We start from the raw sequence: 14,111 nt of genomic DNA, 5'->3' as shown, positions 1-14,111 counted from the left end.
TGACAAATTAGATGATGTACCTTTAGCTTAATCAAATTGTTGTAACACAGCAACTTTTTGGCGTATTATAAGTTCCAATTATAGAAAAGGACAATAATAAACGAACCCCCCTCTTTTTTGCTGGAGTTCGTTTTAGATAAGTTCAGGATGTATTCTATTTCGATTCATTCTTATTTATTTCTCCTTGGATAAAAAAACCGTCTTATTTATCAAAGAGCTTTTAATCGTAATAATTCTTGGCGGATTTTTTCTAATTTTTGTTTGCAATCCTTCATTTTTTTCTCGTTCTTTTCCTCAATCGCTTCGAATAATGTAGCTAATTCATAATCCATTTCCAATCGCAAAACTGCAGTTCTTTCCTTTTCGCCTGCTTTTTTAAGTGAGGTATTCATAAGTTGTTTCACGTTTCTCCTCCCCTTCCTAAATTTAACTATTTTTTCAGATTATTTTTTTTACTGTATAATATGAGTCAGGGAGATATGTTGCAACAAATATGTGCTTTAACCTAGAAAGCATCTCACTACTCGTCTGTTAAGCGGTATGCTACAATTAAGTACAATTGTTTTGTTGGAGGTTTGGTATATGAGCTTTAAGGGATTTACAAATGAGGATTTTGATGTTTTTTTAATAGATGGTTTAGAGGCTAGAATGGCAGCTCTTAAAGAAATAATTCGTCCAAAATTAGAAGATTTGGGAGAATACTTTGCCCCTTCAATATCTTTATTATCAGATGATGAAATGTTTGTCCATGTCGCCAAACATGCAAGGCGCACTATTAATCCACCAAAGGATACTTGGGTCGCATTTTCAAATAGTCCTCGAGGTTATAAAATGCTTCCGCATTTTCAAATTGGCTTGTGGAATACCCATTTATTTATATGGTTTGCCGTTATTTATGAAGCACCCCAAAAAGATAAGATTGCTGCAAGATTTTCAAAAAAAATCACTAAAATTTTCAAAGATACACCAAAAGATTTTGTTTGGTCTATTGATCATACAAAACCAGAAACAATTGAACACCGTCAACTAACAAAGGATGATCTTCATTCGCTGTTTGATCGGCTGCAAAACGTAAAGAAAGCAGAATTGTTATGCGGCTATACAATCGATAGGGAGCAAGTCATCCAATTAGGTTCAGATGGGCTAATTCAACAAATTGAGGACGTTTTTAATAAAGTAGCCATACTCTATAAAATCTCTCTTAATAAAAAGTAATAAGAAGAAGCTCCCAGACCAAATAGTTCGGGAGCTTCTTCTTATTTCATTTTAATTTTATCCCCAGATGAAGCCTCTTTTGCTTTTTTTATGGTCCGATAAGACGAATAGCCACTCATATCTTCAAATTCACCACAAATAGTTTTTTCTTCCGCCTTGCTTGGGACGATTTCTTTAAAGCGACGATACGCCTTCATTACCGCATCACGTTCAATTCCGTTTTCATACGCCTTCTCAATGGTTTCAAAAAATGCAATTACATCAACAATTTCATCTGTGCTCCAATGATAATCAATGGGATATTGGTATTCCATTCTTTCACCTACTAACTATTTTAACTAAAATGAATCATACATTTAATTTCCCCACTTTGCACGAATTTGTTCAGCATCTTTCATCATTCGATCGAATAACTCATGAACCGAAGGGACATCTTTAATTAATCCCATCACTTGTCCTGCCCACGCAAAGCCTTCTTCAGGAACACCATCATATATGTAGCGTTGGTTAGCCATTCCACTAATAAAATCTTTTACCTGACCATAACCTCCATTGTTCTTTTCTAACTCGAGAATTTTTTCTGTCCAGCTGTTAGCAAGTGCTCTGGCGGGAGCTCCTAGAGTTCTCTTGATGACAACCGTTCCAGATTCATTTCCTTCCACTAAAGTCTTCTTATATATCTCGTTTGCATGAACACATTCCTTAGTCGCAATAAATCTCGTACCCATTTCAATCCCTTCAGCACCTAAGCTAAGGGCTGCCATGAGCCCTCTGCCATCACCTATTCCCCCAGATGCAATAACAGGTATAGAAACGGCATCTACCACTTGAGGAACTAAAACAATCGTACCGACATCATCGCGTCCCAGGTGGCCTCCCCCTTCTTGACCGACGACCATAACTGCATCTGCACCGAGTTCTTCTGCTTTAACAGCCTGTCTTCTTGCCGCTACAAGGACAAGCGTTTTAATCTGCGTGCCTTTTAATTGTTCAAATATGGGGGCAGGATTCCCTCCTGTCATTGAAACAACCGGGACCTTTTCATCAATAGCCACTTGGAGAAAATCAGCAAATGGCCTCCCATGCTGTCCAATCGCAAAATTAACCCCAAAAGGATTTTTCGTCAACTGCTTCACCTTTCGTATTTCGGCTCTAAGCAGTTCAGGTTCACCTAAAGACATAGCTGTGATTTGACCAAGACCTCCGGCATTAGATACCGCTGCTGCCAATTCAGAATAGGCTAGATAAGCTAGACCCCCTTGAATAATAGGAAATCGTATATTTAATAATTCAGTAACACGTGTTTTCCATTCCATTTTAAACCCTCCTAAAAACTTTCTATTTGTTATTTCGTCTCTTTAGGGTAATTTTCCTTTCTAAATGGGAAACTATCGTAAACCGACTAAGTAAAAACATTTATTTCTTTGCAATGAAAGGTATTAGTGCTATAATTCCTTTGTTTTTATGTTTTTGGATGACATTATTAGAGTATTTTTTATAAAGAGGTGTGGTTATAAATTGTCTCAAAATCAAACACCGCTATTTAGCGGTTTATTAGCACATGCGAAAAAGAACCCCATTCAATTTCATATTCCTGGTCATAAAAAAGGAGCTGGGATTGACCCTGAGTTTCGAAACTTTATCGGTGATAACGCCCTGTCTATTGACCTAATTAATATTGGTCCACTAGATGACCTTCATCAGCCAAAAGGAATCATTAAGCAGGCTCAGGATTTAGCAGCTGAGGCCTTCGGAGCTGATCGAACATTTTTTTCAGTACAAGGAACAAGCGGAGCAATCATTGCCATGATTATGGCTGTTTGTGGTCCAGATGATAAAATTATCGTTCCAAGAAATGTTCATAAGTCAATTATGTCTGCTATTGTCTTTTCTGGTGCCATCCCTGTATTTATCCAGCCTGAGATTGATAAGGAATTAGGAATTTCTCACGGAATAACACCCGATGCAGTAGGAAGGGCTCTAGAGCAACATCCAGACGCCAAAGCTGTTTTAGTAATCAACCCAACATATTTTGGCATCTCCGGAGATTTAAAAAAGATTGTTGAAATTTCTCATTCCTATCATATTCCTGTTCTAGTTGACGAAGCCCATGGTGTTCATATTCATTTCCATGATGACCTTCCACTTTCAGCTATGCAAGCCGGTGCAGATATGGCGGCTACTAGTGTCCACAAACTAGGTGGATCGATGACCCAAAGCTCGATTCTAAATGTGAAAGAAGGACTTGTGTCCGCAAAACATGTTCAGTCGATTCTAAGCATGCTTACTACTACCTCCACTTCGTATTTATTACTTGCATCACTTGATGTCGCACGGAAGCAATTGGCTACGAAAGGAAGGGATTTGATCGATAAAACCATCAATTTAGCGCAATCCATGCGGAAAAGAATTAATGAGATTGAAAATCTGCATTGTATCGGTGAGGAAATTCTAGGGTCAGAAGCTACCTTTGATTATGATCCAACCAAGCTTATCATTTCGGTTAAAGAACTAGGATTAACTGGATACGATGTTGAAAAATGGTTAAGAGAAAAACACAATATTGAAGTGGAACTTTCTGATCTTTATAACATTCTTTGTATCATCACGCTTGGAGACACAGAAGTGGAAGCCGACTTGTTAATTAATGCCTTAAAAGAATTGGCAGACGAGTGTGAACATCGCACCGAAAGAATTGAACCTGTTCAAGTTCTTCTTCCTGAAATTCCTGTCCTTGCCTTAACACCAAGAGATGCGTTTTATTCTGAAACAGAAGTTATTCCTTTTGAAGAATCTGAAGGAAGAATTATTGCAGAATTTATTATGGTATACCCACCCGGTATCCCAATTTTTATTCCTGGTGAGATTATTACTAAGGAAAACCTCCATTACATTCGAAAAAACCTTGAGGCAGGTTTACCTGTACAAGGTCCAGAAGATGATGAAATTAAGTCCATCCTTGTCATTAAAGAGTACAAGGCAATAAAATAAAACAACAAAAATAGAGGATTCCGATATCGGAATCCTGTTTTAATTTATGTTTAGTTATTATAAATCTTCCTCTGTACGATGATCCACGCAACAATTGCATTTAGAATAAAGCACCGTTACCTTTTCATCTTCAAAATGATCAATAGTAGAGTTACAAGTTTGACATACTAAAGTACCCATTTGTACAACCCCCTTTTCATTATTGAATAATCACAAAACGAAGTATTTATATATCATTAATGTAATAATAATATATCACATTAGAAACATCAAGCCTAAATTGTATGTCACATTAAAAATTTAGCTCATTTATACTTAGCTATGTTGATTTCCGCTCCAGGCGCTTCGCTCCAATCAACATAGCTACAAAATTATGAATGACGTTTATCACAGCCAAAAAATAATAAAAAAAAGACCCTATAGGGCCTTCTCTTTATAAATTATTCGTACTGAGTCTCAAACGGGATGGTTGGTAGTGTTTCGCTGAAAAACTCAGCTAAATCTGCTGCTTGCTGTTGATCAGGGATACGGAATACGGTTTGAAGGTAATCAATATCTTCGATGTCTTTTGGGTCGAGGAGAGTGGAACGGCCAGTCTGCATGCAGACAACTAGAGGTTTTCCGAAAAACATGCTGGTGTAAATTATGCCGAAATCATAACGGGTATGTTCCGTTGTAAATCCAATAAACCTTACCTTCGCATTTTCATGTTCATCATAGAGCTTATCAAATAATTCCATAAGGCTCCTCCTTTTTTCTGAGAATGTTTAGAATATTATTATAATTCATTTTTACTAAAGAAACAAGAATACTTCTACTTTTATTTAAAGCTATAGTTGTCATAAGATTTTATTAAATGCTAGAATAGAGGGGCATATATAATGGACTAATAGGGGGGAATGATGATGGCTGTTAATGCATATATTAAGCTAGTGCCTTCATCTGCTAAACAAACAGTAACAATTGAAGAAGTTAAAGAATTATTTCATGAGTATAAAAATAACACTACAAAAACTGGTAATCAAATAGGTTGGCAATATGGAGAGTCAGCTTTTCCCTATGTAATTAAAGAAACAGCAGAAGCGGACGGAAAATGGTTCTATTTACACTCAAACGATGACCGCTACTATGCCATTTTATTAGGTGTAGACCGGGAAACTATTCTAAATGAAGAAGGACAAGAACTAGAACAAACATACATACAAGTGACATTACCCGAACAATCTACCTATGGAGATAAGGGTAAAGCAAATGAATTTTGTAAATACCTTGCGAAAAAGCTGCAAGGGGAACTCCACCTTTTTAATGAGAGAATCATGTATTATTATCCTCGTAAATAAAAAAAAGCTCCTGTTGGGGATGCTCAGATTGTCGAGAAAGGTTCATTTTCTCGACAATTTTTCATTTTGTCTGATCCAAAATCCCGATTTTTATTAATTAATTATCCCTGCTAACTGCCCTGTTAATTGGAGCGGAAGGCGCGAAGACTCCTGCGGGAGTACGGGGCAGGGGTGACCCCGCAGGAGCGAAGCGACGAGGAGGCTCCCCGGCACGCCCGCGAACCGTACGCGCCTGGAGCGAAAATCAACAGACAAGTTGAAAATCCTATAAATCAATGTGATTTTAACAAATTAACGCGGTGTATTATTAAAGAAAGAGAATAAAATAAAAGGCTATCGAAATTTTTTCGACAGCAAGAAGAGCTCCTTCAGGGGCTTTTTTTAGTGAATAAACAATTCCATGGTATAGTGAATCGAAGTATATATAACAAGGCTTAAAGTAGTGATAAAAAGCGTTTTACGCACTGATTTTGTGACCTGGTTTCCTATTAAAAATGCTAAATAAAAGAACACAAAAAACATAATGACTTTATAAATTAGCTGGTCATGTTTTGATAACCATTCAATAAATGTATATCCGCTCCAAATGATAAATTGCAGTATCACCACAATATAGACCCTCATATTTATCACCACTCTTAATACATTCACTTCTTTTTAGAATGCTCGTTCTTAAGTATATGTTCTAAAAGCGAGAGATATATTTTGTTTTTAAGTTGACAAGGATTTTTTTGCTTTTATCTTTGTATAAATACAATTCGGTAAAAATAGTAAAAGTCCTTTCCGTTAGTTAACGAAAAGGACTATATATTTATGAATTATTTCATAATGTGGATTGGGCTTCCTAAGGCAACTTCCGCCGCTTCCATTGTGATTTCTCCAAGTGTTGGATGAGCATGAATAGTCATGGCAAGATCTTCAGCAGTCATTCCAGCTTCAATCGCAAGTCCCAATTCTGCAATCATATCTGATGCATTTGTTCCGGCAATCTGCGCCCCGATGACAAGTCCATCCTCTTTACGAGTAATTAATTTCATGAATCCATCACCACTGTCGAGTGATAATGCACGACCATTAGCTGCAAATGGGAATTTAGCCGCATTTACAACAATTCCTTCTTCTTTTGCTTGGGCTTCTGTATATCCAACTGAAGCTAATTCAGGATCAGAGAAGACAACAGCAGGAATACCTAAGTAATCAATTTCAGACGTGTGACCAGCAATTGCCTCTGCGGCAATTTTAGCTTCATATGAAGCTTTATGTGCCAATTGAGGGCCAGCAACAACATCACCAATAGCATAAATATTGCTAAGATTTGTGCGACATTGTTTATCGATTTCAATTAGTCCACGCTCAGTTAATTTAACACCAACTTGTTCTAAGCCCATTTCATCTGTGTTAGGACGTCGTCCGACCATTACAAAAACGTAATCAGCTTCGATTTTCTTTTCTTCGCTTTTTGTTTCGAACCTTACTACCACGCAATTTTCAGTTTCTTCAACGCCCTTGGCAAACGCCTTTGTAAAGAACTCTGCACCTTTTTTCTTCATGCTTCGTTTTACGAGAGCAGCCATTTGCTTATCAAAAACACCAAGACCTAATATTTCTTCTGCACCTTCTAAAATGGTAACCTGACTGCCAAAGTTTGCGTATGCACCGCCAAGCTCAATCCCGATTACTCCGCCGCCAATAACGACGATTTTTTCAGGAATTTCATTTAAGTTAAGTGCCCCAGTAGAATTCAAAACACGTTTTGAATATTTAAAGGCAGGCAACTCAATCGGACGGGATCCAGTAGCAATAATAGCATTTTTAAAGGTATAAGTTTGAGCTGAATTTTCATCCATTACACGCAGCGTATTGGCATCAACAAAATATGCTTCACCACGGACAATGTTTACTTTGTTTCCTTTTAATAATCCTTCAACGCCGCCAGTTAATTTATTTACAATTCCTGATTTAAACTCTTGAACTTTTGTGAAATCCACTTTTACATTTTCAGCAGTAATCCCGAAGGATTCAGAATGCATCGCTGTTTCATAGCGGTGACCTGCTGAAATTAGTGCTTTAGAAGGGATACATCCAACATTTAAACAAACGCCGCCAACATATTCTTTTTCAACAATTGTCACTTTTTGTCCCAACTGCGCTGCACGAATAGCTGCAACATATCCCCCTGGGCCTGCTCCGATGACTATAGTATCTGTTTCAATTGGGAAATCTCCAACGACCATTATATTACGCCTCCATTAACAATAGTTCTGGATCGTTCAATAAACGTTTAATATGATTTAATGCATTTTGTGCTGTTGCACCGTCAATCATGCGGTGGTCAAAACTTAATGAAAGTGCTAAAACCGGTGCAGCAACAATTTCACCGTTTCTAACGATTGGTTTTTCAGCAATCCGGCCAACGCCCAAAATTGCTACTTCAGGATGGTTAATAACTGGTGTAAACCATTGCCCGCCAGCTGAACCGATGTTTGAAATTGTACAAGATGCGCCCTTCATTTCGTTAGGTGCAAGTTTGCCGTCACGTGCTTTTACAGCTAATTCATTAATTTCATTTGAAATTGAGAATACTGACTTACGGTCTGCATCTTTTACTACAGGAACTAGCAAGCCTTTTTCTGTGTCTGCTGCAATTCCAATATTATAATAATGTTTATGAATGATTTCACTAGTAGCATCATCAAGTGAAGTGTTTAAAGCTGGGAATTCGCGTAATGCACTTGTTAATGCTTTAACGATGTATGGTAAGAAGGTAAGCTTAATGCCTTTAGCAGATGCCACTTCTTTGAATTTCTTCCGGTGTGTAACAAGTTTAGTTACATCGATTTCATCCATTAATGTAACGTGAGGAGCAGTGTGTTTGGAATTAACCATTGCTTTAGCAATTGCCTTCCTGATCCCACTCATTTTTTCGCGAGTTTCTGGATATTCACCTTGTGGAATAGCCACGGCTGTTGCTTGCGGTGCCTCCACTTTAGCTGTTTCAACTTCTACAGCTACATTTGTCGCAGCTTGTGGTGCAGGTGCTGCTCCACCGCTTACAAATAGATCGATATCACCCTTCAGTATCCGTCCATTATTTCCTGTTCCAGCTATTAAATTGATACTAATACCTTTTTCGCGAGCATATTTTCGAACAGATGGCATAGCAATAATCCGACGATTTGGATCAACATCTGCTTGTGGTGCCACTGCTACTGCTGCTGCTGGTTGTGGTGCTGCATCTTGTTTAACCTCAGGTGCTGGAGCTGATACTGCTGCTTTTTCTTCTTGTTTCGGTTCATCAGCATGTTCATCGCCTTTAAATTGTAGGTTTTCGTACCCTGGGGCATCAAAAGTGACTAAAACCTGTCCAACTGTAGCGACAGTTCCTTCTCCAACTAGTACTTCAAGAACTGTCCCTTCAACTGGGGACGGAATTTCTACCACTGCTTTATCATTTTGAATCTCGCAAAGTACATCATCTTCTTGAATTTTGTCGCCTGGCTTTACAAACCATTTAACAATTTCGCCTTCATGAATACCTTCACCGATGTCAGGCATTTTAAATTGAAATGACACTAGGATTCATCCTCCTAAATTACATGTATTTTTGAGCATCGAAATTATAGTAATTAGAGCGGCCAATTACATATTTAATTAAAATGTTAAAACTTTTTTAGCTGTTTCAATTACATCCTTATAATTCGGCAGCCATGAAGCTTCCGCTTGCGGGAATGCAAAAACGGTATCAGGTGCAGCCACACGCAATACAGGTGCTTCTAAGCTTAAAATTGCGCGGTCGTTAATTTCAGCAACAACGTTTGCAGCAATTCCTGCTTGTTTTTGAGCTTCTTGAACAACGATCGCACGACCTGTTTTTTCAACTGAAGCAATAATCGTTTCAATATCGATAGGACTTACTGTTCTTAAGTCAATAACTTCTGCAGAATGACCTTCTTTTTCTAGTTCCTCTGCGGCTTTTAATGACTCGTGAACCATTGCTCCATAAGTAACGATAGTAATATCAGTTCCTTCACGTTTTACTTCGGCTTTTCCTAGTGGAATTGTATATTCCCCTTCTGGAACTTCCTGACGGAACGAACGGTATAACTTCATATGCTCAAGGAAAATAACTGGGTCATTATCACGGATTGATGAAATGAGAAGTCCTTTAGCATCATATGGAGTTGATGGAATAACGACCTTTAAGCCAGGCTGTTGTGCCATAAGTCCTTCTAAACTGTCTGCGTGCATATCAGGTGTATGTACGCCGCCTCCAAATGGCGAACGAAATGTTACTGGAGCATTAAATTTGCCTCCAGTACGATAACGAAGACGAGCTGCCTGACCAGAAATTGAATCCATTACTTCATAAACGAAACCAAAGAATTGAATTTCTGGAACAGGACGGAAGCCTTGTAAACTAAGACCAACCGCTAATCCACCAATTCCAGATTCAGCAAGTGGCGTGTCAAAAACACGATCTTCGCCAAATTCATTTTGCAACCCTTCGGTTGCACGGAAAACACCACCGTTTACACCCACGTCTTCACCGAAAACTAATACATTCGGATCATTGCTTAATTCCACACGCAATGCATCTGTAATTGCTTGAATCATTGTCATTTGAGCCATGGCTTACTTCGACTCCTTTTCTTTATATATTTCATATTGCTCTTTTAAGTTTTGCGGCATTTCTTCATACATAATTGACATTAAATCAGTAACCTTTTGTTTAGGCGCTGCATCAGCTTTTTTAATTGCTTCTTTAATGTCTTCTTTTGCTTGTTCGATTACTTCATTTTCTTTTTCTTCCGTCCATAGACCCTTGTTTTCAAGGAATTTTCGGAAACGTACTAATGGATCTTTCTTTTCCCACTCATTGTCAAGGTCTGCTGTACGATAACGTGTTGGGTCATCACCAGCCATGGTATGAGGACCATATCTGTAAGTTAATGTTTCAATGAATGTTGGGCCTTCACCGTTAATTGCACGCTCACGTGCATCACGAGTTGCAGCATATACCGCTAAAGGATCCATACCGTCAACTTGAATACCAGGAATACCTGCTGCAACTGCTTTTTGAGCTAGAGTTTTGGCAGCTGTTTGCTTGTCAACAGGAGTTGAGATTGCGAAACGGTTATTTTGAGCAATAAAGATGGCTGGAGCTTTATATGCGCCTGCAAAATTCATTCCTTCATAGAAATCCCCTTGAGATGTACCACCGTCACCTGTATACGTAATTGCAACTGCTTTTACTCCACGCTTTTTCATTCCTAGTGCTACACCAGCTGTCTGAACATACTGTGCACCGATAATGATTTGCGGGATAGCTATATTAACGCCCTCAGGAATTTGTCCACCTTCAAAATGACCTCTGGACCATAAAAAGGCTTGGTATAAAGGTAATCCATGCCAGATAATTTGTGGAACATCACGATATCCCGGTAGGATAAAATCTTCTTTTTCTAATGCAAACTGTGAAGCTAATTGAGATGCCTCTTGTCCAGCAGTTGGAGCGTAGAATCCTAATCTTCCTTGGCGATTTAAAGAGATAGAGCGCTGGTCAAGAATTCGTGAATATACCATACGGCGCATTAATTCCTGAAGCTGTTCATCTGTAAGGTCTGGCATCGCAGCTTCGTTTACGACTTCACCAACTTCATTAAGAATTTGAAGTGTTTGAAATTGTTCCTCTACAACTTCTAGTGTTTTCTTCGCATCAAGCTTGGCGTTCTGAGTTTTAGAAACCATTTAGGTCACCTCTTCCTTTCAATTCAAAACTTAATTTTTTTAAATATTATCCACTAAGTTAGAATACCCAAAAACTTAAGAATAAAAGACAGATGGACAATGTCATCCATTTTTTCTTTATCATTTGGATAAACTCTTGATATTACACTCGATTTTGGTAAGCATAGTACATGAAACATACTTTCAAATAGTTTTTCACATAAACGAAAAGTTAAAACAAAATATCTTTCACCTTACCAACATCTTATTCTGTACCACTATTTTATGTAACATCATTGATACAATTAATTAACACTTTTTAAGTTTACATCATTAGTTTTTGCACGTCAAATACTATGTTTTAATATTTTTCACCACGCTCATATTGCTAATATTATAAACATTTTTTCTTCTGTATTACTTTTTTTTGATATCTGTTATATATAATACCTCATTTAATTTATTTGTTATAATATACAAAAAATCGGCCTATTCAGCCGATTATTTTGATGAGATAATATTTATTTGCTTGTTTTAAGCCCTGTTTGTTTATAAAATAACAACTTTTTATCATTGTATTGTTCTGTTAACATATTAAATTTTTCATTGGCATTATAGACTCTTTTATACGTTTCATTTAACTTATTTACCTGTGCTTCAAGGTCTTCAAGTGGAAGATTTTTATTTTTAAACATTTCATACAATTCTTTATCATTTTTCAGTGCTTCATTATACTCTAGGTATAACGCTTCATGCGCTTTATATCTTTCCATCATTATCTCATATAGTTCATTAGCCAATTTCGTTAAATCGCGATCTGCTAATTTATCCTTAATATCCCTGGCCTTTATGAATTCTTTCTGGGATTCTTTAATGCTGTTCGTTTCTTTCTCCATCAGCGCTTTTCTTTCATCAGCTAATAATATTGCTTCATCTGAAAGTTTTACGATTTGAGCATATTCTTTCATGCCAAGTTTGATAATCTGGTCATAAATTTCTTTTTCTTTTTTTTCATGTGTAACAAGGGGATTCTGTTGTTCCTCAAATTCTTTTTCGGCTGAAACGACTTTTTCTAACACATCATACATTTTTTCGACTGGAGACTTTTCTTTCGTACACCCAGCAAAAATAACAATCAAAACGGATAAACATAAAATCAAACCATACTTTTCTTTTAAAGACACATTATAAACCTCCTGCCTATTCCAATTCCTACTATATCGACACCTGGTTTGTTTGACAATACAATACCCCATAAAAAAAGGATGCAAATCAGTTACCTGAATCAAATATTAACTTTTTATCAATTGTCTGATAGACTATTTATTATTAATAATTTTAGTTTAAGCACAGGAGTGAGTGGAATCATGATTACGATGGAAGATATCATTCGAGATGGTCATCCTTCCCTTAGAAAAGTGGCTGCAGAAGTATCCATGCCGCCATCAGAAGAGGATAAACAAATATTATTTAGCTTATTAGAATATGTAATTAATAGTCAAAATCCTGAAAAGTCGGTACAATTTGGTTTACGCCCTGGAATAGGATTGGCTGCCCCGCAAATAAATATTCTAAAACGGATGATAGCCGTGCATCTTACTGATGACACAGGCACTCTTTATAGTTACGCATTATTTAATCCTAAAATTATCAGCCATTCTGTTGAAAAGTCGTATTTACAAGCTGGTGAAGGCTGCCTTTCAGTAGATAGTGCCATTCCAGGATACGTCCCTAGATATGCAAGGATTACTGTAAAGGGAACAAACCTTAACGGTGAAGAAGTGAAACTACGATTAAAGGGACTTCCTTCTATCTGCTTTCAACACGAAATCGATCATTTAAATGGTGTTATGTTTTATGATTATATCAATCATGAAGACCCGTTAAAACCAATCCAAGGTGCCATAGCTATCGAAAGGTAATCAAACAGGAGCTACATTGATTTTGGGCTACAGATGTATAAAGAACCGGCCCTTACTTGGGTCGGTTCACAATTTATATTAGCTGTAGTTCCTTTAACCCATTCCAGATACCATCTTCGGAAACATCGCTTGTAATAAGATCTGCAAGTTCTCTGGCTTCAGGGACACCATTTCCCATGGCAACGCCTGTTCCAACTGCCTTCAACATTTCTAAATCATTTAAACCATCTCCGAATGCATAAACATCCTTCAGCTCAAACCCCAAACGTTCGATCATTTTTTTTATTCCTTCTGCTTTTGAACCACCCTTTGGTAAAACATCGACAGAAAATGGATGCCATCTGATAAAATCAAATTGGGGATAGTCAGAGAAATATAAACTTTCATCTTTATTTTCACAAAAAAGGAGGCTTTGATACATTTTTCGATTGACATAAAAAGAATCATCTTCCTCAGGATGAGGAAAATTTAGGCTCCCCATGCTTTTTTCAACAAATGGATGATGCTTAACACTTGCCTTCATTGTTTTTTCATTCATAAACACTAATGGATGATTGTTTGACTTCGTATGGTTAAATAATTTATTTAGCTCATTTTCATTCAAAGGGTTCTCATATATAACTTCATTCTCAAAAACTACAAATTGACCGTTAAAGCTCACATAGGAGTCAATTCCAAGTACATTCCGCAGGCCTTCAAACATAAACGGAGCTCTGCCAGTGGCTATTGCGACAAATACATCATTCTTCTTAAGTAAATTGATGGCTTTTAACGTGCTTTCGGGTAGGTTTTTTTCATGATCGAGCAATGTGCCATCTATGTCAAAAAATACAATTTTCTTCATTTAATATGTACTCCTTTTTGTCGAATCCTCTAAACTGTGAAAATATACTCCCCGCAGTTCTTTATTCTTTAA

15 protein-coding genes are annotated in these 14,111 nt (G+C 37.3%); 4 read left to right on the top strand and 11 right to left on the bottom strand.

Going from position 1 to position 14,111, the window contains the following annotated elements:
- Nucleotides 1–209 precede the first annotated feature (209 nt).
- Nucleotides 210–404 (bottom strand): hypothetical protein, encoded by a 195-nt coding sequence (locus CCK98_RS08920; protein ID WP_088086251.1) that lies wholly within the window; start codon nucleotides 402–404, stop codon nucleotides 210–212.
- Nucleotides 405–582: 178 nt separating this feature from the next.
- Between CCK98_RS08920 and CCK98_RS08915 the strand changes: the two genes are divergently transcribed.
- Nucleotides 583–1,215, top strand: a complete 633-nt coding sequence (locus CCK98_RS08915) for a YktB family protein (protein ID WP_088086250.1) — start codon at nucleotides 583–585, stop codon at nucleotides 1,213–1,215.
- Between the two features lie 41 nt (nucleotides 1,216–1,256).
- Here the strand turns inward: CCK98_RS08915 and CCK98_RS08910 are convergent, their stop codons facing one another.
- Together CCK98_RS08910 and CCK98_RS08905 are read right to left on the bottom strand one after the other, a co-directional pair.
- Nucleotides 1,257–1,529 carry a UPF0223 family protein gene (locus CCK98_RS08910; protein WP_088086249.1) on the bottom strand — a complete coding sequence of 91 codons (273 nt, stop codon included), beginning with the start codon at nucleotides 1,527–1,529 and terminating at the stop codon, nucleotides 1,257–1,259.
- 42 nt (nucleotides 1,530–1,571) lie between these two features.
- Nucleotides 1,572–2,531, bottom strand: coding sequence for a nitronate monooxygenase family protein (locus CCK98_RS08905; RefSeq protein WP_088086248.1), 960 nt, complete (start codon nucleotides 2,529–2,531; stop codon nucleotides 1,572–1,574).
- A 202-nt stretch (nucleotides 2,532–2,733) separates the two neighbouring features.
- On the opposite strand from CCK98_RS08905, the gene CCK98_RS08900 reads away from it, so the two are divergent.
- Nucleotides 2,734–4,206, top strand: coding sequence for an aminotransferase class I/II-fold pyridoxal phosphate-dependent enzyme (locus CCK98_RS08900; RefSeq protein WP_088086247.1), 1,473 nt, complete (start codon nucleotides 2,734–2,736; stop codon nucleotides 4,204–4,206).
- Between the two features lie 57 nt (nucleotides 4,207–4,263).
- Here CCK98_RS08900 and CCK98_RS08895 read toward each other — a convergent pair whose 3' ends face one another.
- Both CCK98_RS08895 and CCK98_RS08890 read right to left on the bottom strand, forming a co-directional pair.
- On the bottom strand, nucleotides 4,264–4,386 hold the full coding sequence (locus CCK98_RS08895; RefSeq protein WP_088086246.1) for a GapA-binding peptide SR1P: 123 nt from the start codon (nucleotides 4,384–4,386) through the stop codon (nucleotides 4,264–4,266).
- Nucleotides 4,387–4,646: 260 nt separating this feature from the next.
- A complete protein-coding gene (locus tag CCK98_RS08890; protein WP_088086245.1) occupies nucleotides 4,647–4,946 on the bottom strand; it encodes a DUF3055 domain-containing protein in 300 nt (99 codons plus the stop codon).
- A gap of 165 nt (nucleotides 4,947–5,111) precedes the next feature.
- Here CCK98_RS08890 and CCK98_RS08885 point away from each other — a divergent pair, with 165 nt between their 5' ends.
- A complete protein-coding gene (locus tag CCK98_RS08885; protein ID WP_179195750.1) occupies nucleotides 5,112–5,546 on the top strand; it encodes a DUF1885 family protein in 435 nt (144 codons plus the stop codon).
- 818 nt (nucleotides 5,547–6,364) lie between these two features.
- On the opposite strand, the gene lpdA is transcribed toward CCK98_RS08885, so the two are convergent.
- From lpdA to CCK98_RS08855, 5 genes are all read right to left on the bottom strand, one after another.
- On the bottom strand, nucleotides 6,365–7,780 hold the full coding sequence (gene lpdA, locus CCK98_RS08875; protein ID WP_088086242.1) for a dihydrolipoyl dehydrogenase: 1,416 nt from the start codon (nucleotides 7,778–7,780) through the stop codon (nucleotides 6,365–6,367).
- Nucleotides 7,781–7,784: 4 nt separating this feature from the next.
- The gene (locus CCK98_RS08870; RefSeq protein WP_088086241.1) at nucleotides 7,785–9,119 is read right to left on the bottom strand and encodes a dihydrolipoamide acetyltransferase family protein; all 1,335 of its coding nucleotides are present in this window, start codon (nucleotides 9,117–9,119) and stop codon (nucleotides 7,785–7,787) included.
- Nucleotides 9,120–9,197: 78 nt separating this feature from the next.
- Nucleotides 9,198–10,175: an alpha-ketoacid dehydrogenase subunit beta gene (locus CCK98_RS08865; protein WP_088086240.1), complete on the bottom strand. Its 978-nt coding sequence runs from the start codon at nucleotides 10,173–10,175 to the stop codon at nucleotides 9,198–9,200.
- A 3-nt stretch (nucleotides 10,176–10,178) separates the two neighbouring features.
- Nucleotides 10,179–11,294 carry a pyruvate dehydrogenase (acetyl-transferring) E1 component subunit alpha gene (gene pdhA, locus CCK98_RS08860; protein ID WP_088086239.1) on the bottom strand — a complete coding sequence of 372 codons (1,116 nt, stop codon included), beginning with the start codon at nucleotides 11,292–11,294 and terminating at the stop codon, nucleotides 10,179–10,181.
- Between the two features lie 500 nt (nucleotides 11,295–11,794).
- Nucleotides 11,795–12,457, bottom strand: a complete 663-nt coding sequence (locus tag CCK98_RS08855; protein ID WP_256942294.1) for a YkyA family protein — start codon at nucleotides 12,455–12,457, stop codon at nucleotides 11,795–11,797.
- A gap of 183 nt (nucleotides 12,458–12,640) precedes the next feature.
- Between CCK98_RS08855 and def the strand changes: the two genes are divergently transcribed.
- The gene (gene def / locus CCK98_RS08850; protein ID WP_088086238.1) at nucleotides 12,641–13,195 is read left to right on the top strand and encodes a peptide deformylase; all 555 of its coding nucleotides are present in this window, start codon (nucleotides 12,641–12,643) and stop codon (nucleotides 13,193–13,195) included.
- A 73-nt stretch (nucleotides 13,196–13,268) separates the two neighbouring features.
- On the opposite strand, the gene CCK98_RS08845 is transcribed toward def, so the two are convergent.
- Nucleotides 13,269–14,039 (bottom strand): Cof-type HAD-IIB family hydrolase, encoded by a 771-nt coding sequence (locus CCK98_RS08845; protein ID WP_088086237.1) that lies wholly within the window; start codon nucleotides 14,037–14,039, stop codon nucleotides 13,269–13,271.
- Nucleotides 14,040–14,111 lie beyond the last annotated feature (72 nt).

The organism is Bacillus sp. OV166 (genome assembly GCF_900177675.1).
GTDB lineage: Bacteria > Bacillota > Bacilli > Bacillales > Cytobacillaceae > Neobacillus.
Note: the sequence above shows the minus strand (reverse complement) of the source record. Positions and strands in the feature narration are given on the sequence as shown.

Bases quoted from the DNA above. Each gene is read 5' to 3' on its own strand.
- CCK98_RS08915 (WP_088086250.1), top strand. From the start codon at position 583: ATGAGCTTTAAGGGATTTACAAATGAGGATTTTGATGTTTTTTTAATA.
- CCK98_RS08885 (WP_179195750.1), top strand. From the start codon at position 5,112: ATGGCTGTTAATGCATATATTAAGCTAGTGCCTTCATCTGCTAAACAA.
- CCK98_RS08865 (WP_088086240.1), bottom strand. From the start codon at position 10,175: ATGGCTCAAATGACAATGATTCAAGCAATTACAGATGCATTGCGTGTG.
- CCK98_RS08905 (WP_088086248.1), bottom strand. From the start codon at position 2,531: ATGGAATGGAAAACACGTGTTACTGAATTATTAAATATACGATTTCCT.
- CCK98_RS08895 (WP_088086246.1), bottom strand. From the start codon at position 4,386: ATGGGTACTTTAGTATGTCAAACTTGTAACTCTACTATTGATCATTTT.
- CCK98_RS08910 (WP_088086249.1), bottom strand. From the start codon at position 1,529: ATGGAATACCAATATCCCATTGATTATCATTGGAGCACAGATGAAATT.
- lpdA (WP_088086242.1), bottom strand. From the start codon at position 7,780: ATGGTCGTTGGAGATTTCCCAATTGAAACAGATACTATAGTCATCGGA.
- CCK98_RS08845 (WP_088086237.1), bottom strand. From the start codon at position 14,039: ATGAAGAAAATTGTATTTTTTGACATAGATGGCACATTGCTCGATCAT.
- CCK98_RS08890 (WP_088086245.1), bottom strand. From the start codon at position 4,946: ATGGAATTATTTGATAAGCTCTATGATGAACATGAAAATGCGAAGGTA.
- def (WP_088086238.1), top strand. From the start codon at position 12,641: ATGATTACGATGGAAGATATCATTCGAGATGGTCATCCTTCCCTTAGA.
- pdhA (WP_088086239.1), bottom strand. From the start codon at position 11,294: ATGGTTTCTAAAACTCAGAACGCCAAGCTTGATGCGAAGAAAACACTA.